The sequence below is a fragment of the Sphingomonas montanisoli genome, assembly GCF_008274695.1.
Lineage (GTDB): Bacteria > Pseudomonadota > Alphaproteobacteria > Sphingomonadales > Sphingomonadaceae > Rhizorhabdus > Rhizorhabdus montanisoli.
On record NZ_VTOU01000002.1, the window covers coordinates 446,853 to 468,767 of the forward strand.

18 protein-coding genes are annotated in these 21,915 nt (G+C 65.1%); 10 read left to right on the forward strand and 8 right to left on the reverse strand.

The window, feature by feature from the left end; genetic code table 11:
- The first annotated feature begins 2 nt into the window (after positions 1 to 2).
- The 3 genes from prsK (at position 3) to FYJ91_RS07845 (ending at position 4,388) form a co-directional block, all read left to right on the forward strand.
- Entirely contained in the window at positions 3 to 2,033 is a 2,031-nt protein-coding gene (gene prsK / locus FYJ91_RS07835; RefSeq protein WP_149521710.1) for an XrtA/PEP-CTERM system histidine kinase PrsK, read from the forward strand.
- A 2-nt stretch (positions 2,034 to 2,035) separates the two neighbouring features.
- Positions 2,036 to 3,391 (forward strand): PEP-CTERM-box response regulator transcription factor, encoded by a 1,356-nt coding sequence (prsR, locus tag FYJ91_RS07840; protein ID WP_425474011.1) that lies wholly within the window; start codon positions 2,036 to 2,038, stop codon positions 3,389 to 3,391.
- A gap of 178 nt (positions 3,392 to 3,569) precedes the next feature.
- The gene (locus FYJ91_RS07845; RefSeq protein WP_149521711.1) at positions 3,570 to 4,388 is read left to right on the forward strand and encodes an ATP-binding protein; all 819 of its coding nucleotides are present in this window, start codon (positions 3,570 to 3,572) and stop codon (positions 4,386 to 4,388) included.
- A 100-nt stretch (positions 4,389 to 4,488) separates the two neighbouring features.
- Here the strand turns inward: FYJ91_RS07845 and FYJ91_RS07850 are convergent, their stop codons facing one another.
- From FYJ91_RS07850 to FYJ91_RS07860, 3 genes are all read right to left on the reverse strand, one after another.
- Positions 4,489 to 5,901, reverse strand: coding sequence for a sensor histidine kinase (locus tag FYJ91_RS07850; RefSeq protein ID WP_425473993.1), 1,413 nt, complete (start codon positions 5,899 to 5,901; stop codon positions 4,489 to 4,491).
- 121 nt (positions 5,902 to 6,022) lie between these two features.
- A complete protein-coding gene (locus FYJ91_RS07855; RefSeq protein WP_127745940.1) occupies positions 6,023 to 6,688 on the reverse strand; it encodes a response regulator transcription factor in 666 nt (221 codons plus the stop codon).
- Positions 6,689 to 6,717: 29 nt separating this feature from the next.
- Positions 6,718 to 7,014, reverse strand: a complete 297-nt coding sequence (locus FYJ91_RS07860) for a hypothetical protein (RefSeq protein WP_246152531.1) — start codon at positions 7,012 to 7,014, stop codon at positions 6,718 to 6,720.
- Between the two features lie 96 nt (positions 7,015 to 7,110).
- Here FYJ91_RS07860 and FYJ91_RS07865 point away from each other — a divergent pair, with 96 nt between their 5' ends.
- Complete coding sequence (locus FYJ91_RS07865; protein ID WP_149521713.1) at positions 7,111 to 8,901, forward strand: ABC-F family ATP-binding cassette domain-containing protein; 1,791 nt, start codon at positions 7,111 to 7,113, stop codon at positions 8,899 to 8,901.
- Between the two features lie 28 nt (positions 8,902 to 8,929).
- On the opposite strand, the gene FYJ91_RS07870 is transcribed toward FYJ91_RS07865, so the two are convergent.
- Positions 8,930 to 9,214 carry a chorismate mutase gene (locus FYJ91_RS07870; protein ID WP_149521714.1) on the reverse strand — a complete coding sequence of 95 codons (285 nt, stop codon included), beginning with the start codon at positions 9,212 to 9,214 and terminating at the stop codon, positions 8,930 to 8,932.
- A 104-nt stretch (positions 9,215 to 9,318) separates the two neighbouring features.
- On the opposite strand from FYJ91_RS07870, the gene FYJ91_RS07875 reads away from it, so the two are divergent.
- Positions 9,319 to 10,332: a polyprenyl synthetase family protein gene (locus FYJ91_RS07875; RefSeq protein WP_149521715.1), complete on the forward strand. Its 1,014-nt coding sequence runs from the start codon at positions 9,319 to 9,321 to the stop codon at positions 10,330 to 10,332.
- A 96-nt stretch (positions 10,333 to 10,428) separates the two neighbouring features.
- On the forward strand, positions 10,429 to 10,977 hold the full coding sequence (locus tag FYJ91_RS07880) for a 2'-5' RNA ligase family protein (RefSeq protein WP_149521716.1): 549 nt from the start codon (positions 10,429 to 10,431) through the stop codon (positions 10,975 to 10,977).
- A gap of 56 nt (positions 10,978 to 11,033) precedes the next feature.
- Here the strand turns inward: FYJ91_RS07880 and FYJ91_RS07885 are convergent, their stop codons facing one another.
- Together FYJ91_RS07885 and FYJ91_RS07890 are read right to left on the reverse strand one after the other, a co-directional pair.
- Positions 11,034 to 13,490 (reverse strand): TonB-dependent receptor, encoded by a 2,457-nt coding sequence (locus tag FYJ91_RS07885; protein ID WP_149521717.1) that lies wholly within the window; start codon positions 13,488 to 13,490, stop codon positions 11,034 to 11,036.
- Between the two features lie 317 nt (positions 13,491 to 13,807).
- Positions 13,808 to 14,455 (reverse strand): nuclear transport factor 2 family protein, encoded by a 648-nt coding sequence (locus FYJ91_RS07890; RefSeq protein WP_181008394.1) that lies wholly within the window; start codon positions 14,453 to 14,455, stop codon positions 13,808 to 13,810.
- Between the two features lie 173 nt (positions 14,456 to 14,628).
- Here FYJ91_RS07890 and FYJ91_RS07895 point away from each other — a divergent pair, with 173 nt between their 5' ends.
- Entirely contained in the window at positions 14,629 to 15,738 is a 1,110-nt protein-coding gene (locus tag FYJ91_RS07895; protein ID WP_149521719.1) for a phosphotransferase family protein, read from the forward strand.
- A 136-nt stretch (positions 15,739 to 15,874) separates the two neighbouring features.
- Here the strand turns inward: FYJ91_RS07895 and FYJ91_RS07900 are convergent, their stop codons facing one another.
- The gene (locus FYJ91_RS07900; RefSeq protein WP_149521720.1) at positions 15,875 to 17,092 is read right to left on the reverse strand and encodes a CaiB/BaiF CoA transferase family protein; all 1,218 of its coding nucleotides are present in this window, start codon (positions 17,090 to 17,092) and stop codon (positions 15,875 to 15,877) included.
- Complete coding sequence (locus FYJ91_RS07905; protein WP_181008395.1) at positions 17,082 to 18,623, reverse strand: MFS transporter; 1,542 nt, start codon at positions 18,621 to 18,623, stop codon at positions 17,082 to 17,084. Before FYJ91_RS07905 ends, FYJ91_RS07900 begins: the two co-directional genes overlap by 11 nt.
- A gap of 193 nt (positions 18,624 to 18,816) precedes the next feature.
- Between FYJ91_RS07905 and FYJ91_RS07910 the strand changes: the two genes are divergently transcribed.
- From FYJ91_RS07910 to FYJ91_RS07920, 3 genes are read left to right on the forward strand one after another with little or no spacing between them, the layout of a single operon-like run.
- On the forward strand, positions 18,817 to 20,319 hold the full coding sequence (locus FYJ91_RS07910) for a sensor histidine kinase (protein WP_149521722.1): 1,503 nt from the start codon (positions 18,817 to 18,819) through the stop codon (positions 20,317 to 20,319).
- Positions 20,316 to 20,765, forward strand: coding sequence for a response regulator (locus FYJ91_RS07915; protein WP_149521723.1), 450 nt, complete (start codon positions 20,316 to 20,318; stop codon positions 20,763 to 20,765). Before FYJ91_RS07910 ends, FYJ91_RS07915 begins: the two co-directional genes overlap by 4 nt.
- Positions 20,762 to 21,796 carry a sensor histidine kinase gene (locus tag FYJ91_RS07920; protein WP_149521724.1) on the forward strand — a complete coding sequence of 345 codons (1,035 nt, stop codon included), beginning with the start codon at positions 20,762 to 20,764 and terminating at the stop codon, positions 21,794 to 21,796. Before FYJ91_RS07915 ends, FYJ91_RS07920 begins: the two co-directional genes overlap by 4 nt.
- Positions 21,797 to 21,915: the final 119 nt, after the last annotated feature.

Sequence of the window (21,915 nt, forward strand, 5' to 3'; positions counted from 1 at the left end):
CGATGATCGAGCTCGTCATCGAATGGGGGCATGGCCTCGCGGCCTTCCTGTTCGCGGCGCTGGTGATCTGGCAAGCGACGATGCGGCAGGCGGGCGGCGCGCGCATCGCGCTGACGGTTGCCTGCGCGATGACGGCCTTGTGGTGCGTGCTCGTCACGTTGCGCGGCCCGCTTGGCGTCGCGGCGGGGTTGGGCGGCAACCTCAGCGATCTCGGCTGGATCGGCTTCATGGCCGCGATCCAGCCGCCGATTGCCGACGATGGGCGGCGGCGCACCGTCTATGCGATCTACGGAATCGTCATCGCCGCGATCCTGTTGGGCATGTTGCTGCGGCTTCTGCCGTTCCTGTTCGTGGGATCGCCACGCATCCAGGATCTGATCGTCGTCGCGATCGTGGCGCTGCGCATCGTGGTGACGATGGGATCGCTGCTGATTGCGCACAACCTCTATGCCGCAGCGGCGCCCGAGGCGCGCTGGCGGATCGGATCGCCGATGGCGGCGCTCGCCGCGATCTGGGTTTACGACCTCAACCTCAGCACGGTCGCCTATCTCGCACAGAAGTGGCCCGAAGAACTGTTCGCGCTGCGTGGCTTCTTCCTGGCGCTCGTCGCGCCTTTGCTCGTGTCGGTGAGCCGCGCGGCCGAGGTCGATCGGCTGCCGCCCGCGCGTTCGGCGGCGCTGCGCTTCCTGCCGCTGACGGCGATCGCGATCTACGTCGCGGCGATGGTGATGCTCGCGCGGCTGTTGAACCTGACCCACCAGATCGATCGGCTGGGCCAGGTAACGATCGCGATCGGCTTTTCGGGCCTCGCGCTCGCCTTCTTCCCGTCCAGCCGGCTGCGATCGGGGGTCAAGCAGGGTTTGTCGCGCCACCTGTTCCAGCATCATTATGATTATCGCGTCGAATGGCGGCAGTTCACCGATACGCTGGGCATTCCGGGCCGCGACGATCGTGCGCTGGGCGAGCGGGTCGTGCAGGCCATCGCCGACATCCCCGATGCGCCGGGCGGCCTCCTCCTACTCACAGCGCAGGACGGCGCGCTGGAAGCGGCGTCGCGTTGGAACTGGGCCGATCTCGATCCACCCCAGCGCGCGGCCAACCCCTCGTTCGGTCACGCGCTGCTCGGTGCCGGCACGGTCGAGGTCGCAGCCCCGCCCGATGCACTCGCGCTGCCGGACTGGATCGCCGACACTGCCTCGGCCTGGCTGGTCGTGCCGCTCACCCATTATGATCGGCTGCTCGGCGCCGTCCTGCTCGAAAAGCCGCACAATCCCCGCGCGCTCGATGCCGAGGATCACGATCTGCTCCGCCTCGCCGGGCGGCAGGCGGCAAGTTATCTGGCCGAGGCGCTGGGGCAGGAGGCGTTGTCCGATGCGCGCCGCTTCGACGAGTTCAACCGTCGCTTCGCCTTCATCATGCACGACGTGAAGAATCTGGTGAGCCAGCTGAGTCTGCTCGCGCGCAATGCCGAGCGCCATGCCGACAATCCCGATTTCCGCAAGGATATGGTCGCGACTTTGCAGTCGTCGGTCGGCAAGATGAACGACCTGCTCGCGCGCCTCTCGCAGCATCATCGCGCCAAGCCCGAGGAGCCGACCCCGCAGCGCCTGCTCCCGCTCGTCGATCGGATCGGTTCGCGGCGTGATGCTCCGGTCGAGGTATCGGGCGACGAGGATCTGGTCGCGCTCGTCGATCCGGCGCGGCTCGAACAGGCGCTTGGCCATCTCATCCAGAACGCGATCGACGCGAGTTCTGCCGGCGCCGTGGTCGAGGTTCTGGTCGGCCCGCGCGAAGGCATGGCGGCGATCGACGTGATCGATCATGGTGTCGGCATGTCGATCGAGTTCGTCCGTACCCGCCTGTTCCACGCCTTCGCTTCCACCAAGGAGGGGGGCTTCGGCATCGGTGCGTTCGAAGCGCGCGCGCTGATCGCCGCGATGGGCGGGCGGATCGAGGTGCAGAGTCGCGAGGGCGAGGGCACGCGTTTCACGGTGCTGCTCCCGATCGTGCGCAAGACGGAGGCCGTTGCTTGATCCTGCCGAAGAAACCGATCCTGCTGGTCGTCGAGGATGACGAGGGGCTGCAGCGCCAGTTGCGCTGGGCCTATGAGGATTATGAGGTGGTGATCGCGGGTGATCGCAAGACCGCGATCGATGCGCTGCGCGCCAATGAACCCGCCGTCGTCACCCTCGATCTCGGCCTGCCACCCGATCCCGACGGCACCAGTGAGGGTTTCGCGATCCTCGAGACGATCCTGTCGCTCAAGCCCGATACCAAGGTGATCGTCGCTTCCGGCCACGGCGCGCATGAAGGCGCGCTGCGTGCGGTCGCGATGGGCGCGTACGATTATTATCACAAGCCCGTCGACTTCGACGAACTCGGCCTGATCGTGAAGCGCGCGTTCGAGCTGGCGTCGCTCGAACAGGAAAATGCCCGCATGGCCGCCGAACAGGCGGGGGAGGGCAATCCGGGCGGGTTCATCACTGCCGATCCGGTGGTGCTCAAGGCGCTCAAGACGATCCAGCGCGTGGCCGTGACCGACGTGTCCGTGCTGCTGCTCGGCGCGAGCGGAACCGGCAAGGAAGTGTTGGCGCGCGGGCTGCACCAGGCATCGCCGCGCCGCGAGGGCCATTTCGTCGCGATCAACTGCGCCGCCATCCCCGATACTCTGCTCGAGGCCGAACTGTTCGGTTACGAAAAGGGCGCGTTCACCGGGGCGGTCCGCACCGCCGAGGGCAAGATCGAGCTGGCGCAGGGCGGCACCTTGTTCCTCGACGAGATCGGTGACGTGCCGCTCTCGCTTCAGGTCAAGCTGCTCCGTTTCCTGCAGGAGCGGGTGATCGAACGGATCGGCGGGCGCAAAGCGATCGAGGTCGACACGCGGATCGTGGCGGCCACGCATCAGGATCTGCCTGCCATGATCGCCGACGGGCGTTTCCGCGAGGATCTCTATTATCGCCTCGCCGAGATCGTCGTGACGATCCCTCCGCTCGCCGATCGGCCGGGCGACGCGGTGCTGATCGCGCGCCAGCAGATCAAGCGCTACGCCAGAGAGCTGAACCCGCAACTGCGCGGCTTCACTCCAGAGGCAATTGCCGCACTGGACGCGTGGAGCTGGCCCGGCAATGTCCGCGAGCTGGAAAACCGGCTCAAGCGCGCGGCGATCATGGCCGAGGGCAAGATGGTGACGGCGGACGATCTCGATCTGTCGCCGGGACGGGAGGATGGTGGCTTCCTCAACCTGCGTGCCGCGCGCGAACAGGCCGATCGCACCGCCATCACCCGCGCGGTCGCGCGTGCCGAGGGCAATATCTCGAACGCCGCCAAGCTGCTCGGGATCAGCCGACCGACGCTCTACGACCTGCTCAAGCAGTACGGGATCTCGGCTTAATTTTATCCTCCCCCGCCCAGGGGGAGGTGGCGCCGAAGGCGACGGAGGGGGAGGACGGCGACCAACTACGGATCATCGCATCCTCCCCCTCCGTCAGCTTCCGCTGACACCTCCCCCTGGCGGGGGAGGATTATGGTTGGGCTTGTGGGGCGAGGTAGGCCGCCCTAATCCCCGCGACATGACCGAAGACCTGCTCGCCCGCATCGCCGCCGCATTGGAGCGGATCGCGCCGCCGCCCGCGCCGCATGCCGATCCGGCGCTGCACCCGGCCTATGTCTGGCGCGACGGCGGCTTGGCGGCCGCGCGCGACTTCCGGCCGTTGCCGATCGACTTGTTGACCGGCATCGACGCGCAGAAGGCGATCGTCCTCGATAACGTCCGCCGCCACGCGACCGGCCTCGGCGCGCACGACGCTTTGCTATGGGGCGCGCGGGGCACCGGAAAGTCGGCGCTGGTGAAGTCGGCGGTCGGGGCGCTTCAGATCGAGGGGCTCGACGTCGCGCTGATCGAGATCGCCGCCGAGAAGATCGAGACGATGCCGCGCCTGTTCGATCTGATCGCCGGTGTCGAGCGCGCCTTCATCCTCTTCATCGACGATCTCGGCTTCGATGAGGGCGCGAGTCAGGGTGCGCGGTTGCTGCGATCGATGCTCGAAGGTGGGGCCGAGGCGCGGCCGGCCAATGCGCGGCTCTATGTCACCGCCAACCGCCGCCACATCGTCGCGCGCGATCTGAAGGAACAGGACAGCCCGATCAATCCGCGCGACGTGATCGACGACAAGATGGCGCTCGCCGATCGCTTCGGCCTGTCGATCGGTTTCCATGTCGTCGATCAGGACCATTATGTCGCGATGGTCGGCGCTTATGCTGCGCAATATGGCCTCGCTTTCGAGCCGCTCGACGCGATCAGCTGGGCAACCCAGCGCGGTGGCCGTTCGGGCCGCGTCGCGTGGCAATATGTGGTCGAACTGGCCGGGCGGCAGGGGAAGGCGATCTGACGAACACTACACCGTTCGTGTCGAGCGAAGTCGAGACATGTTGGCTGGGTGTTGCGCGTGAGAACGTGTCTCGACTTCGCTCGACACGGACGAAAAAGTTTTAGACGGCGGCGGGAAGTCTCACCCGCACCATCAGCCCGCCCAGATCCTCGCTTTCCTCGAGCGAAATCGTGCCGCCGTAAATCTCGATCACGTCGCGCACGATCGCGAGGCCCAGCCCGGTTCCTGGCTTGCCCGTGTCGAGCCGCGCGCCGCGTTCGAACAGGTTGCCGCGTTGATCGGCGGGGATGCCGGGGCCGTCATCCTCGATCTGCAGTTCGACGAAGCCGGCATCCTTGACGACGGTCACGAACACCCGACCCTGACCATATTTGGCGGCATTTTCGATCAGGTTGCCGAGGATCTCGTCGAGATCCTGCCGCTCGACATGGATGGCCGCGTCCTGCGGGCCGGCGAGATCGACGGTGACATGGCGATGCATGCGTCCCATCGCGCGCTCGACCGCCTTGAGCGACGGCCACACTTCGGAGCGCGCCTGCGTGTTCGCGCGCCGCCCGACCGCGCGGGCGCGGGCGAGGTGATGGTCGACCTGCCGGCGCATCGTCGTCGTCGCCTTGACCACGATATCGGGAAGATCCACGGTCGGCGACGTCGCCTCGTTCATCAGCACGGTCAGCGGGGTCTTGAGCGCGTGGGCGAGGTTGCCGGCATGGCGCCGCGCCTCTTCGGCCTGGGTTTCGCTGTGCATCAGCAGCGCGTTCAGTTCCTCGACCAGCGGCGCGACCTCGTCGGGCAGGTGGACGTCGACCCGCGACGCCTCGCCCGATCGCACCGCCGCGACCGCGCGGCGCAGCGTGCGCAACGGCAGCAGCCCGAACACCGCCTGCAAGGCGGCGAGCACGATCAGGCCCATGCCCAGGATCGCGAAGGCGCGCACCAGCGTGCGGCGCAGAATCGCGATCTGATCGTTCAGCGTGTCGCGATTGGCCGCGACCTGGAATCGCCATGCTGCCGGCGATCCGGGCAGGCGCACTTCGCGATCGATGATCCGCAGATCCTCGCCCTGAAATTCCTTGCTGTCGTGGACGTGATCCTCGGCGCCGGCATGATCGGCCGCCTGCTGGAGCGCGCGATCCCAGAGCGAGCGCGATCGGAACGGATCATGGCCGGGGGCGGAGACCTGCCAGTAGAGGCCCGAATAGGGCTCCAGGAAACGCTGGTCGCCGAGGGGACGGTTGAAGCGCACCTCGCCGTCCGGCCCGATTTCGGCCGATGCGACCATCGCGGTGAGCGCGTAGGACAGCTGGCTGTCGAAGTTGCGGGTGATCGCATCGGACAGGACACGGTCGAGCGCGAACCCGCCGCCGATCAGCAATACGCCGATCCACAGCGTGGCGATGCCGATCATGCGGCGCGTCAGCGATCCTGTCGATTGCCGGTTCGGATCGCGTGGCCGGCCTTTCAGCACCGCGCGCGCGATCGCCAACCGGCGTTTTATCGATTGGTTCAGCATGGCTGAACCAATGGCGGCACCGGCCCGCTCCCCCACCCGGCCTCCCACGAGAGTAACCTGAATGGGAGGCCGGGTGGGGGAGCGGGCCGGTGCCGCATCCGCGTGAGCGGATCAAACATCATTATGCGTCGGGATCGTCCAGCGAATAGCCCAGGCCCCGGATCGTGGTGATCACGTCCTGGCCCAGCTTCTTGCGGATGCGGGTGACGAACACTTCGATCGTGTTCGAATCGCGATCGAAATCCTGATCGTAGATATGCTCGATCAACTCGGTGCGGCTGACGACCTTGCCCTTGTGGTGGAGCAGGTAGCTGAGCAGCTTATATTCCTGCGCGGTCAGCTTCACCGGCTCGCCGGCCTTGGTCACCTTGCCGCTGCGGGTATCGAGGCGGATGTCGCCCGCGGTCAGTTCGGACGAGGCGTTGCCCGATGCGCGGCGGATCAGTGCGCGCAGGCGCGCGATCAGTTCTTCGGTCTGGAACGGCTTGGCCAGATAGTCGTCGGCGCCGGCATCGAGGCCGGCCACCTTGTCCGACCAGCTGTCACGCGCGGTCAGCACCAGGACGGGGGTGTCCTTGCCCTCGCGCCGCCAGCGATCGAGCACGGTGAGCCCGTCGACTTCGGGCAGGCCGAGATCGAGGATCACCGCGTCGTAATTTTCGGTCGAGCCGAGATAGTGGCCGTCCTCGCCATCGGTGGCGAGGTCGATCGCATAGCCCGCGCCTTCCAGCGTGGCGCGCAGCTGGCGGCCCAGATTGGGTTCGTCTTCGACGATCAATACGCGCATTCGAATCCCTTCTTGTAGCCGCGCGGGGTTCAGTCCCCGATGCGGCCGATCTCGCGTCCGGTGCGGCCGTCCATGTCGACCCAGATCACCGATCCGCTCCGCTGAAACTTGAAACGGTAATGGCCGGTTCCCGGATCGAATTCCGATCCGATCATCTGCCCGCCGCTGACGCTGCTTTGCGCCCTTGCGCGCATTTCCTGATAGGGAAGAATCGCACCCGAACGGACGCCATTGCGCAGCATGTCCTGCTCCGGCGTTCGCCGATCGGCGAAGGCGGGCGCGCTGAGGGTGCCGGCGATAGCCAGCGCGGCGATTAAGTTACGCATTACCATGAACTGTGGCATAGGGGCGATGCGTTGAATAGGGCATGAATGTGCCGGTATAGGCGCCCTGCCTCAATAACCTTCTTAGACTGTTGCATAATGTCCGCACCCATTCTTGCCTTCCAGGATCTCGGCCTCAATCAGGGTTCGGGCTGGCTCTTCCGACACCTCGACATGGGGATCACCCCGCGTGATCGGCTTGCGCTGATCGGCCGTAACGGGGCGGGCAAGACGACGCTGTTGAAACTGCTCGCCGGCACGATCGATCCCGACGAGGGGCGGCGCGTGATCGTGCCGGGTACGCGCGTCGTCTTGTTGGAGCAGGAGCCGTCGATGGCGGGCCACGCGACATTGCGCGATTTCGCGCTGGCGGGTGAGGATGCCCCGGCCGTGCATGAGGTGGAGGCGATCGCCGACCAGATCGGGCTCGATCTGGGCCGCGACGCGGCGACCGCATCGGGGGGTGAGCGCCGCCGTGCCGCCATCTGTCGCGCGCTCGCGATGGAGCCTGACGTGCTGCTGCTCGACGAACCGACCAACCATCTCGATCTCGCCGCGATCGAATGGCTCGAAAGCTGGCTCGGCCGTTTCGGCGGCGCCTTCATCGTCATCAGCCACGATCGCACCTTCCTGACCCGCCTCACGAAGAACACCCTGTGGCTCGATCGCGGATCGATCCGCCGCGCCGAGGTCGGCTTCGGCGGGTTCGAGGCGTGGATGGACAAGATCCACGAGGAAGAAGCGCGCAACGCCGAACGGCTCGACGCCAAGCTGAAGATCGAGGAGCATTGGAAGCTGCGCGGCGTCACTGCGCGGCGCAAGCGCAACCAGGGGCGCCTGACCAAGCTTTACGAGATGCGCGCCGAGCGCAAGGCGATGACCGGCCCGCCCGGCACCGCGAAGATCGCGATCGCCGCCGATGACAGCAAGACCAAGGTCGTGATCGATGCCGAGCATGTGACGAAGGCGTTTGGGGCTGGAGACTCTCAGCGCACGATCATCCGCGATTTCTCGCTGAAGGTGACGCGCAAGGACCGGATCGGCGTGGTCGGCGCGAACGGCGCGGGCAAATCGACCCTGCTCAAGCTGATGACCGGCGAGCTCGCGCCCGACAGCGGCAAGGTGAAGCTGTCGAACACGCTCAACGGCATCGTCATCGATCAGCAGCGCAAGCTGATGGCACCCGAAAAGACGGTGCGCGACATCCTGGCCGACGGTGGTGACTGGATCGACGTGCAGGGCGCGCGCAAGCATGTCCACGGCTACCTCAAGGAATTCCTGTTCGAACCGTCGATCGCCGAGGCGAAGGTCGGCACGCTGTCGGGCGGCGAACGCAGCCGCATCCTCCTCGCGCGCGAGTTCGCGCGGCCCTCCAATCTCCTCGTCCTCGACGAGCCGACCAACGATCTCGATCTCGAGACGCTCGATCTGCTGCAGGAGGTGATCGCCGATTATGAAGGAACCGTCCTGATCGTCAGCCACGATCGCGACTTCCTCGATCGCACGGTGACGGTCACGTTGGGGCTCGACGGATCGGGCAAGGTCGACGTCGTGATCGGCGGCTATGAAGATTGGGAAAGGCAGCGCGGCGGCAAAGTCGATACGAAGCCGAAGGCTGCGGCGCCCAAGGCCGAGGCGGTCGCCCCCAAATCCAGGACCAAGCTCAGCTACAAGGATCAGCGCGACCTCGATCTTTTGCCCAAGGAGATCGAGACGCTGGAGGCCGCAATCCTGCGCGACGAAGCCGCCCTCGCCGACCCCGATCTCTACGCCAAGAACCCTCAAAAGTTCGACACGCTGATGAAGGCGATCGAAACCGCGCGGACGAAGAAGGAGGAAGCCGAGCTTCGCTGGCTGGAACTGGCGGAGATGGCCGAGGGATTGGCCTAACTCCCTCTCCCTTAAAGAGGCGAGGGCTTTATTTCCCCGCGCTTGCCTTGCGATGGTGGTGGATCACTTCATCGATAATGAAGCGCAGGAATTTTTCCGAGAAATCCGGGTCGAGATTCGCGCTCTTCGCAAGCGACCGCAGGCGTTCGATCTGGATCGACTCGCGGTTCGGATCGGCGGGGGGCAGGCCGGTCTTGGCCTTGTGTTCGCCGACAGCCTTGGTGATCTTGAAGCGTTCGGCCAGCATGAAGACCAGTGCCGCGTCGATATTGTCGATGCTCTCGCGATAGCGCGCCAGCGTGTCGTCGGTCATGCAATCGTCCCCGGAAACCGTGTCGTCGCCTTTTGTTGGCGGATGAGCGCGAAGGCAAGTCATGATCCTTGCCTTTCGTTACGGTCGGGACCATCTGCACGCGCATGACCGCAACCGTCACCCCGATCCGCCGGGCGACCACGCCCTCGCTCGATCCGATCATGCAGCTTGTCGCTGCCGATATGAACCAGGTCAACGGCGTGATCCTGGCGCGCATGCAATCCGATGTGCCGCTGATCCCCGAACTGGCGGGGCACCTGATCGCCGGCGGCGGCAAGCGGATGCGGCCGATGCTGACGCTCGCCTGCGCCAAGCTGCTCGATTATCACGGAACGCGGCATCACAAGCTCGCCGCCACGGTCGAGTTCATCCACACCGCGACGCTGCTGCACGACGACGTCGTCGATCAATCGGGGCTGCGGCGCGGGCGGCGCACCGCGAACATGATCTGGGGCAATGCTGCCAGCGTCCTCGTCGGCGATTTCCTGTTCAGCCGATCGTTCGAACTAATGGTCGAAGACGGATCGCTGCGCGTCCTCAAGATCCTGTCGAATGCCTCGGCGGTGATCGCGGAGGGTGAGGTCAACCAGCTGACCGCGCAGCGCCGGATCGAAACCAGCGAGCAGCGTTATCTCGACATCATCACCGCCAAGACGGCGGTGCTGTTCGCTGCGGCCTGCCGCATCGCCGCCGTGGTGGCCGAACGCGACGCCGCGATCGAAGAGGCGCTCGATCAATATGGCCGCTACCTGGGTATCGCCTTCCAGCTCGTCGACGACGTGATCGACTATGAGTCGGATGGCGCGACGATGGGCAAGGATGCCGGCGACGACTTCCGCGACGGCAAGGTCACCCTGCCGGTGATCCTGGCTTTTGCCCGCGCTGGGGAGGAGGATCGCACCTTCCTGCGCGAAGCGATCGAAGGCCTGCGCAACGATGACGAGGATCTGGCGCGGGCGACCGCGATCCTCCACGCAACGGGCGCGCTGTCCGATACCGCCGAGCGTGCGCGCCATTATGGCCGTCGCGCGATCGATGCCCTCGCGGCCTTCCCGAACGGGCAGGCCAAATCTGCGCTGATCGAAGCGGTCGAGTTCGCGGTTTCACGCGCTTTCTGACGTAATTTCGGTGCTGAAATCTCAGCGCAGTACGACTGTGCTTGCCAATGTTCCTGATTTGTTCTAATTAAGGTGCGACTCCACGGGAGATGTGCCATGACGAAGCTGCGCAGTTACGACACGGACGAACTGATCCTGCACCGCCTGTTCTTCGCGCTGCGGCCCAGCGAGGAAGCGATCGGGGAGATTGCGGCGATCCGCGACGGGCTGGGTCCGGTCCAGTCGCATATCCCCGACGAAAAGCTTCACATGACCCTTTTCGTCCACAATCGCCCGACCACGCCCGATCCGGACCTGGTGGAGCGGATGAGCAAGGTCGCCGCGAAGGTTGCGGGGCCGGGGATGCGCGTGGCGCTGGGCGAACTGATCGGCAATGGCGACAACGTCCTGCTGCGGCCCGGCGATCATATGCCGGTGCTCGGTGCCTTCCGCGACAAGCTGGCTTATGGACTGGCGGTGGCGGGCGTTCCCTCGATGCGTGGCTACCGCTTCGATCCGCACGTCACCATCGCTTATGGCATGCGCGACAGCTTCCGCCGCACCGTGCCGTTGATCAGCTGGCGCAGCGACGAACTGGTGCTGGTCCACAGCCTCGTGGGCCTGACCGAGCATCGCATCCTCGGCCGCTGGAAACTCGGGGAATAAGAAAAAACGCCCGCGGCTCGATGGCCGCGGGCGCGTTTCAGGTGATGTCGGACGCTTTAGAATTCGACGGTGAAGTCGATGCCGTAGGTCCGGGCGCGCTCGTAATCGGCGCTGTAGATGCTGATGAAGCCCGGCGAGTAGCTGATCTGCTTGGAGTCGAAGATGTTGCGGCCCCACAAAGCCACGGTTGCCTTCGTTCCGCCCAGATCGATCTTCTGCAAGGCGACGCGGCTGTTGACCAGCCAGTAGCCCTTGACCAGCTGCAAAGCGCGCAGGCGCGCCTGCTCGGCCGGGGTGATCCCGAACAGCGCCAGGTTGGTCCCGGTCGCCAGCGGGATCGCCGAAATCGCATTGTGCTTCGACTTATAATTGCCGTCGATGCGCGCGATGAAGTTGGCATCGCCGAAGATCGGATCGGATTCATATTGCGCCGAAAGGCTGCTGGTCCACTTCGGACGCTCGTGCACCAGCGTTTCGGCGACCGCGGCGACAAGCCGAGGATCGATCTGCGTATATTTGAAGTTGGTATAGCCCAACGACGCGTTGAACGTCAGCTGGCGGATCGGCGAGATCGTGGTCTCGAGTTCGAAGCCCTTCGCTCGCGCGTCACCGGCGTTCACCACCACCTGGGTGATCGCGGTGTTGTTGATGCCGACGTTCGGACCGGTCGAGGTCAGCTGCAGCCCGCCATATTTCACCGTGAACAGCGACAGGTTGGTGCGCAGCTTGCGGCCGAACCAGTCGGCCTTGATGCCGCCTTCCCACGACTTGGCGGTTTCGGGATTGAACGCCACGCTGGCGAAGAAGCCGCCCGAAATGAAGCCGGTGACATATTTGCCGTAGAGCAGAACGTCGCTGTTCGGCTTGTAGTTATAGCCCAGGTTGTAGGTTGCCTTGCCCTTCGAATAGCGGATCGGGAAGGAACTGGTCGCCAGCGGCGTCGCCGCAGATACGATCGTGTTGTCGACGCCGGTCTTCTTGTCGTGGGTGTAACGGACGCCGCCGATCAGATCGAGGCCCTCGACGACGTGGAACTCGCCCTGACCATAAGCGGCTTTCGACACGACCTTCACATGGCCATCGATCGCGCCATAGGTGTTGGGGCGGCCGATGAACGGCACCTGGAAGTTCGGATAGACCGCGAAGCCGGCGCTGCGTGCCTTGCCGATCGGGCTGCTGTCCGAGCCGGTCGAACCACGCCTCGCGCGCTGTTGGAAGTAGAGGCCGCCGGCGGTGACGGTGACGAAGTCCGATTCATAGTTGAACTGAAGTTCGTCCGACCATTGCCGGTCCACACCACGGGTCGAGGTTGACTGGATGAAGAAGGGCTGGCCGATCGTGGACGCCGCCACGGCCGGGGTCAGCAGCGCGGCACCCAGTGGGAACGCCACCGGACCGGGATTGACCAGACCGCCCGCGCCGTCGATTTGCGACAGCGGCGCGGCGAAGCTCGACCGGCGATAGGCGGCGATGTTCTTCACCGACAATTGATCGGTGATGTCGCTCGTCAGGGTCAGGTTGGTGCCGAAGGTCTTGATATGGCTGGGCACCGCGCCGGCATTGTTCACCGCGTCGGGCCGCGTCTTCGAAACCGGCGTCAGCTTGGCCTGATTGGCGGCCGGCTGGGCGGCGCGCAGGCGCTGCGCGAAGGGCGATTCGAACCAGATGCCCTGGCCGTTGGCGGTCAGGACCGTGTCCGACCAGTCGACCTTGAAGATCGCGCGCAGCTTTTCGCCATCATAGAGCAGGTTCCCGCTCGCCGCGTCGGTGTTGAAACCGCCCAGCGTCTTGGGCGATTTATAGCGCTTCCCGCCGACCTGCGTGAAATCCCATACGGTGCCGGCGCCCAGATTCTTGATGTCGCCGTCGCGCTGTGTGTGGACATAGTTGAACGAGGCGCTGAAGTCGCCGAAGCTCGGCGTATCGAGATGGCCGACGGCACGGAACTGATCGTAATTGCCGTAGCTGACGGTGCCGCGCATGCCGAACGTGCCCTTCGGGTCGCCCGAGGTGATGCTGATCGCGCCACCGGTCGCGTTGCGGCCGAACAGCGTGCCTTGCGGACCACGCAGCACTTCGATCCGCTGGATATCGCCCAGTTCGAAGATCTGGCCCTGCGCATTGCCGAGGAACACGCCATCGACATAGACCGCGATACCGCGATCGACGCCGATCGACGAACCGATTGAGACCACGCCGCGCATCGAGTAGCTCGGCAGCTGGCCGCCGCCGACGATCTGGCGAACCGTGAGGTTAGGCGAGACCGAGTCGAGATCGCGCACGCTGGTGATGCGGTTGGTCGTCAGCACCGACGTCGTCAGCGCCGTGATGGCTACCGGCACTTCCTGCAGACGTTGTTCGCGGCGCTGCGCAGTGACGACGATGTCCTGGACACCGGAGAACTCGGATTGCGCCTGCGGTTCGGTCTGTTCGGCCCAAGCCGGACCGGCAACAAGCAATGCAGCAGCAATCGCGACGGAAGAACCCGTCGCCTTACGGTAATTACCCTTCATGTAACCCACCCTCCCATTGGTTTTCTGTATTTTTCTTTGGAGGCTATTCTTGGCGGACGGATTGTCAACGAACCCGGATGAACGGTTAAAAGTTTGGATTTTTCGAGGCGCTGCAGCGTAATAGAACTTACAAGCGTGTTAAATTGGCGGATTTTTCACCCTTTTTTGCGCATGATCTTTGCTGCATCCGCGCAGTGCGGGAAAGTTTGCAACAAAATGCATAGTGGTTGCGCAAAAATCGATCTGCCGCGTCCGCGATATACGCGCTGACTGTGTCTTAAAAGACATAGCCAAGTGGATCGTGTCGGCCGGTCGGATCATTCCCGCCCGAGCAGCGCCCGTAATTCCGCCGGTTTCGTGATCGACGGCACGTCGGTGCGGCCCGACCAGCTCGGCGCGGGCGCCTCGTCGATTCGCGCCCATGCGGGCGAAACCGGCCAATAGCCGCGCAGCGTTCGCGATTCCTTCGTATGGGCGCCAGCCCGTTCGCAGGCCGCGGCATATTCGATCGCGGTCTTGCGCGCGCCCGAACGGTCCCAATAATCCTCTTCGCTGCAGAAACGCCCGTCGCCGGCATAGCGCAGCACGGACAGGCCGGGGAAATCCCAGTAGGCCGGGCCGGTCTCGCCCGGCTTGCCGTAATTCGGGTTGTCGCGCCGATTCTGGCAGTGGAAGACCACCACGTCGTTGTCGATCGTGTACCAGTCGAGCACGGTATAGACCTCGGGCACGCCCTTCATCACCGCCTCGATCCAGATCGACACCTCCTCGCGCCCCTTCAGCGGACCCCAGAAATGGTCGACATAGTCGACGTCGGGGGTGAAGCTGTCGAGCCAGGCGTTCCAGTCCTCCTTGACGCAGCCCTCATGCCAGAAGCGCTGGAACGCGGCTTCGACCTCGGCGCGCTCCCATATTGTCTCGCTCGGCCCGCGGGTCGTGAAGTCGATGCTCGGCGTCGTGCTCATATCACTCTCCTCGATTCTATCTTGGGGCGGATGCTGCCGCGCGGGCGCGCGGGTGGCGAGGGGCTTCCCGCGTGGAGGCAGGCATAACATTGTCGCGAAATTGCGAACTGCGCGGTTCGATGCGATCGCCTACAGATGCTACACGCCCGCAAAAGACGGCGGAGGGAGAGAATATGAGCGGACAGTTGGGTAGCGGAGAACTCGTCAGCGGCGGCACGGTCGCCCCGCACCTGCGCGATCTGGCCGAGCTGGAAGCGACTCTGGAGCGCTGGATCGCCGACCGTATGCCGCAGGCGCGCGACGTTCGGATCACGGACTTCACCTATCCCAAGGGCGCCGGCCTCTCGCACGAAACGATCCTGTTCGATGCCGCGTGGACCGAGGACGGCGCCCCCCGCAATCGCGGCATGGTGATCCGCATCAAGCCGATCGAACACACCGTCTATCAGGACGATATGTTCGTCGAGCAGTATGAACTGATGCGCGCGGTCCATCGGCTGGGCGCTACCCCGGTCGCCGAACCTTATTGGATCGAGCATGACGCGGCCGTCGTCGGCGCGCCCTTCTTCGTGATGGAGAAGAAGCTGGGCCGCGTGCCGGTCAGCTTCCCGCCTTATTCACGCGAAGGCTGGGTAACAGAACTGTCGACCGGCCAGCGCGAGAAGCTCTGGGAAAACGCGATCCGCGCGCTTGCCAGCATTCAGAAGCTCCCCGTGAACGAGGCGGGTTTCCTCGAGCCGACCGGGCGCTTCCCCGACGGGTTCGATCAGGAATGGGATCGCTGGGATCGCTTCTTCGCCTGGGTGAAGGAGGGGCGCGAACTGCCTTTCCTCGAGGATATCTGGGCGCGTCTGGACGCGAGCAAGCCCAAGGCGCGGCAACCGGGCATCGTCTGGGGCGACAGCCGGATCGGCAATGTTATGTTCGATGCCGACATGAACGTCGCCGCGGTGATGGACTGGGAGCAGCCGAGCCTCGGTGGCGCGCTCCACGATCTCGCGTGGTGGACGTTGTGTGCGCGGCTGGAATCGACCCAGCAGGGCTTGCCGCGTCTGTCGGGCATGGGATCGCGCGAGGACACCATCGCGCTGTGGGGCGAGGCGAGCGGCATCGATACGGCGGACATCGAATGGTATGAGCGTTTCGCCGCGTTCAAATTGAGCTGCCTCGCCGTCCGCACCGCCGAACTGCGCGGCGTCAACCGCCCCGGCATGAACGCGATCGACAATCCCCCGGTGCGCGTTCTGGCCGAGTGGTACGGGCTGGAATCGCCCAAGCCGTAAAGGCCCCTTGTCCTCCCCCGCCAGGGGGAGGTGTCAGCGGTAGCTGACGGAGGGGGAGGGCGGCGGCCAATATGAGGTATCGCATCCTCCCCCTCCGTCGCCTTCGGCGCCACCTCCCCCTGGCGGGGGAGGATTTTTAGGCGATCACCCCGCCCTCACGCAGCGCCGCGATCCTCGCATCGTTGAGCCCGAGTTCGCGCAGCACCGCGTCGCTATGCTCGCCGATCGTCGGCGCCCGCTTCACCGACGGCGCGGTGCCGTCAAATTGTGCGGGGCTGGCGACGAGGGCGTAGCGGCTCGCCTGACCCTCGACGTCCATCACATAGCCATTGGCGGTCGTCTGCACGTCGTCGCCCGCCTCGCGTGCGGTCTGGATCACGGCCCAGGGGATGCTGACGCCTTTCAGTTTCTCCTTCCACTCGGCGAGATCGTGCCGCGCGAACATCGCATCGAAAATCTCGATCGACGCGCGCGCATTGGTCTTGCGCGACGCAAGGTCGGCGAAGCGCGGGTCACTCGCCAGTTCGGGCGCGCCGAACGCGGCGGCGAGTTCGGCGAATACCTTGTCGCTCGGCACCCCCGCAAAATAGATCTCGCGCCCGTCACGCGTCCTGTAGGCGGCGACGGTGGCGGCGGGCTGGTCGGCGTGGCGCAGGCGCGGGATCGTGTCGACGTCGAACAGCTTGCTCGCGACGATGCCGGGCCCGAACGCCCAGGTGGCCGAAGACAGCAGCGACACATCGACCACGCCGCCTTTGCCCGTCCGCTCGCGCCGGAACAAAGCCGCCGCAATTCCGCCCGCCAGGAACATGCCCGACGTGCTATCGCCCAGCGCCGGCCCTGGTTGCGGCACGAACTCGTCGGAGGCGAGGCTGGCGGCGTGCGCCATGCCCGATCGCGCCCAGAAATCGGTGTGATCGAATCCGCCCAGCGGCGCCTCCGGTCCCTTGGGGCCGTGCCCGGTCGCCCGCCCGTAGATCAGCCTTGGGAAAGCGGTGAGCAGATCGTCGACGTCGATTCCCATTTTCGCTCGGGCCTTGGGCAGCAGATGCGTGATGAACACGTCCGCGTCTTCGAGCATGCGGAACAGGATATCGCGACCTTCGGGCTTCGCGACGTCCAGGACGATGCAGCGCTTTCCCCGGTTGAGCTGCTCCCACATGAAGGAGATGCCCACATCCTTGTCGGGCAGGCCGGCGATGCCCTTCGGGTTTGCCATCGGATCGCCGCCGGCGGGTGGCATGATCTTGACGACCTCGGCCCCCCAGTCGGCGAGAACGGCGGCCGCGGAGGGCGCGAAGGCGTACATCGCCAGTTCGACCACCTTCACCCCGGCGAGCATGTCATAGGCCATTGGTCGTCTCCGTCAGATAGTGGTCGCGGGCGCGATAGGCCGCGGGCAGCCGCCGCGCCGCGAAAGCGAGCAGCAGCAGGCAGGGCGGCAGCGCGGCATAGGGGGTGAACATCGCCACGCGCAGCGACCCACTGAGATCGGCGACCTTACCGATCATATACGGGCCGGCCGACATCCCGATCAGGGTCAGCGACACGGTGTAGAGCGCGGCCACGCGCCCGCGCATCGGGGTGGGGATCAGATCCTGTACCAAGGCCGCGATCCCGGGCGCCCACATCGTCGTCGCGATCATGAAGCTCGTAACTGCCACGGCGTAAGCGGCGGGATCGCGCACCATGACCATTGCCAGCGTGGCGACGGCCGAACCGATCATCGATATGGCGGCAACCCACAGGGCCGCAGCCGGGTTGCTGCGCCGCCAGCGGTCGGCGATCAGCCCGCCCAGCAAGGTTCCGCTGATCGATCCGCCCGCGATGCACAGGCCCAGCACCTTGCCCGTCGTCGCATGATCCATCCCCATCTCGCGCAGTGCGAAGGGGATGCACCAGAAACCGATCGCCCCGCTCGCCGTACCGACCAACGCCGCACCCAGCACCGCGCTCAGGAAGGCGGGTGATCCGATCGTCAGTGCGTGGACCGCGGGATCGCGATGATATTGCCCCTGCGTCCACGATCCGAGCGCGTAGAACGCCGCGCCCACGCTGATCCACTGCACCCAGTCGCCCGTCAGCGCGATCAGGACGGCGGCGATCGCGACGACGATCGCGGCGATCGTCAGGTTGATGCGCAGGCCGCGTCCACCCGCCAGCCGCGCCGCGACGATGATCGAGAAGGGCGGCAGCAGCGCTACGATCTCGCGCATCGCCACCGCACCCGGCCGCGCCGCGCGGCGTGACGGGGCATCGCCCGCCGGATCGCGAATGAAGGCAGCGAGCACGGCGAAGACGAGGCCAGGCACGCCGAAGACGAAGAAGGGCACCTTCCATGCCGCGACTTGGCACAGTCCCAGCGCGCCGCATTGCTGCGGCCACGCCTGCACGATTCCGCCCGACACCGCCAGGCAGGTCGCGATACCCACCGACGGCGCGCAGAAGAACAAGGCGAAGGCGCGCCCGCGCCCTTCGGCGGTGAAGACGTCACCGATCAGCGAATGGCTCACCGGGCTGCCCACCGCCTCGCCCAGGCCCACGCCGATCCGCGCGAGTGCCAGTTGCACGAAGCTCGTCGACAGGCCCGACAGCGCAGTCAATGCGGACCAAAGCCCCACGCCCACCGCGAGCAGCCGGTTGCGCAGCCACCCGTCGACGATCGCGCCCATCGCTAGCCCCGCGATGCTGTTGAGCAATACGAAGAAGGTGCCGACGAGCATCCCGATCTGCGCGTCGCTCAGCCCCAGATCGTGTTTGATCGGATCGGCGAGCATGCTCAGGATCGATCGGTCGGCGAAGTTGAGCACGTTCACCGCGAACAGCACGAACAGGACATAAGCCTGATATGCGGCGCTTCCGCGCCGCCCGATATCCGCAGCCATCGCCTCTCCCTCCGCCGGTCCCTGCATCGATCTGGGCCGGCTTTGGATCAACGAAGCCTGTTGGCGGGGCGAACGCAATCCAAGTCGCGGTTATCGATCGCGATACGGATGTTCAAAAATGGACATATCATGACCGAAACGGATGCTATGCCGTTGGAATTGGACAAAGGGCCGGGGTCGGTTAAGGCGGGATATGGCAAAATCGGCACCGTTGCGCGACAAGGCGCATCTCAGCTTCACGCGCCGGCTGCTCGGCCTCCTCAGCCTGGGTTTCCTCGCGCTGATCGGCGCGGCCGTCGCGGTCGCCTGGCTGCAGGGGCAGAATGAAGAGAATGCCGATTGGGTGCAGCACACCCTGTCGGTCGAAGCGCAGATCGCCGATTTCGCTCGCGGAATCGAACGGATCGAGACCGCGCGGCGCGGCGTCCTGCTGACGGGCCAGCCCGAATTCGCCGAGATCATGACCGAAGCGTTCAAGGCCACCCGGACCAGTCTCGATCGTCTGGACGGGCTGACACGCGACAATCCCATCCAGCGCCCCCGCACGGCGCAACTCGTGCAACTGCTCGCCGACTATCGGCAGACCGAGCATGAGGCGCTGACGGCCTCGCTCGAGCAGCGGCGCGCGATCGTGCGCGATTTCAAGACCGATCGGGGCGTGATCCTGATCCAGCAGGTGCGCCGCGTCGCGCAGCAGATGCTGCAGGAAGAGCGCGACCTCCTCGCAGAACGTGACGAGATGCAGGGGCGGACGCTGGCCTTCTTCTACGGCGTGCTCGCGATAACGGGGCTGATGATCATCCTCGTGGCGGCGGTCACCCTGCTGGTCATGCTGCGTTACACGCGCGAACTCGATGTCTCGCGTGCGGAATTGCGCCGCCTCAACGATGATCTCGAAACGCTCGTCGACGAACGCACCGTCGAACTGCAGCGTGCGAATCAGGAGATCCAGCGTTTCGCCTATATCGTCTCGCACGATCTGCGCTCGCCACTCGTCAACGTGATGGGCTTCACGGCAGAGCTCGACGCCGCGCGCAAGACGGTGGGCGCGTTCGTCGACAAGCTCGCGGAGGAACAGCCCGATCTCGTCGACAAGGACGTCAAGCTCGCGGTCGACGAGGATCTGCCCGAGGCGATCGGCTTCATCCGCACCTCGACCCAGAAGATGGATCGCCTCATCAACGCGATCCTGCGCCTGTCGCGAGAGGGGCGCCGCACGATCGCACCCGAACCTATCGACGCGACCGCGCTCACCCAGACGATCGTCGACAGCCTTCAGCACAAGGTGACCGAAAAGGGCGCGGAGATCGAGATCGATACGCTGCCTGCGATCACCACCGATCGCTTCTCGCTGGAGCAGATGTTGTCGAACCTGATCGAGAATGCGCTCAAATATCTCCAGCCCGGTCGCCCCGGGCATATCCGCGTCACCGGTCGGGTCGATCGCGACCGGACCGTCTATGAGGTCACAGACAATGGTCGCGGCATCGATCCGCGTGACCATGATCGCGTCTTCGACCTTTTCCGCCGATCCGGTATGCAGGATCAGCCGGGCGAAGGCATAGGGCTGGCGCATGTGCGTGCGCTCGCGTATCGGCTCGGCGGGCTCGTCGACGTTAGATCGGAGCTTGATCGTGGTTCGACCTTCCGGCTCTCCTTGCCGACGGTCTTGAAGGCAGGGGACGTGGACGCATGACGGAGCATCAGCCGGTCAACATCGTCATGATCGAGGATGACGAGGGCCATGCGCGCCTGATCGAGAAGAATATCCGCCGCGCGGGTATTTCGAACGTGATCCGTCATTTCACCGACGGCACCACGGCGCTCGAATATCTCTTCAACGCGCCCGATGGTCCGGCGAAGAACGGCCCGGCGCTGATCCTGCTCGATCTCAACCTGCCCGATATGTCGGGCACCGACATCCTGGCGAAGATCAAGGCCGAGGGCAGCCCGCTCAAGCGCACCCCCGTCGTCGTGCTCACCACGACCGACGACAAGGTCGAGATCCAGCGCTGCTACGATCTGGGCTGCAACGTCTATATCACCAAGCCGGTGAACTATGAGAATTTCGCCGATGCGATCCGCCAGCTCGGCCTGTTCCTCTCGGTGATTCAGGTTCCCGATCCGGAGATCGCCGGTTGAGCGAAACCGCTCCGCACATTCTCTACATCGATGACGACGCGGGGCTTCGCCGCCTCGCGGACAAGGCGCTTTCCCGTCGTGGTTTCCGGGTCAGCCTTGCCGAATCCGGCCCGCAGGGTGTGGCGATGGCGCGTGAGACCGCGTTCGATCTGATCGCGGTCGATCATTATATGCCGGGGCAGGATGGCCTCGCGACGATCAACGCGCTGCAGGGCGTGCCCGATTGTCCGCCGATCGTTTACGTCACCGGATCGGAGGAAAGCCGCATCGCGGTCGCCGCGCTGAAAGCGGGGGCGGCGGACTATGTGGTAAAGGCGGTCGGCGACGACTTCTTCGATCTGCTCGCCTCCAGCTTCCAACAGGCGCTCGAGCGCGTCCGTCTGCGCACCGCCAAGGAGGCGGTCGAGCAGCAGTTGCGCGCGAGCAATGCGCGGCTCGAAACCATGTTGAAAGAGGTCAATCACCGCGTCGCCAATTCGCTTCAGCTCGTATCGGCCTTCGTCCGGTTGCAGGGTTCGGCGATCGCCGACGCCGCGGCGCGCGAGGCGCTCACCGAGACCGAGCAGCGCATTCAGGCGATCGCGCACGTTCACCGCCGCCTCTATTCGTCCGACGATGTCGAATATGTCGCGATGGACGATTATCTCGATGCGCTGGTCGGCGAACTCGAAGCCACCTGGTCGGCTTATGACGGGCATCGTCCGCTGCGGCTAACGGCCGAGCCGATGCGGCTCAAGACCGATCGCGCGGTTTCGCTGGGCATCATCGTCAACGAACTCGTCAGCAACGCCTGCAAATATGCCTATGCGGTCGAGACGCGCGGCGAGGTGCGGATCGCGCTGCAGGCCGCGGGTGACCGCTTCGTCCTGAGTGTCGAGGATGACGGCGCCGGCCTGCCCGCCGACGGCAAGATCCGCGGGACCGGTCTTGGCACCAAGCTGATCCGATCGATGGCGTCGAGCCTGCAGGCGGAGATCAGTTATGACACCGCCCACAAGGGTGTCCGCGCCCTGATTACCGCGCCTCTCTAAGCCTCCAAAGGCCGTCGGCTCTACTTTCTGGCGCCTCAATACGCCGGGACGACCGCAGTGCGGGATAAGCCGATGTGGCATATCTGCAACAAATTATCGTTCATTTTCAGTTCATTGAA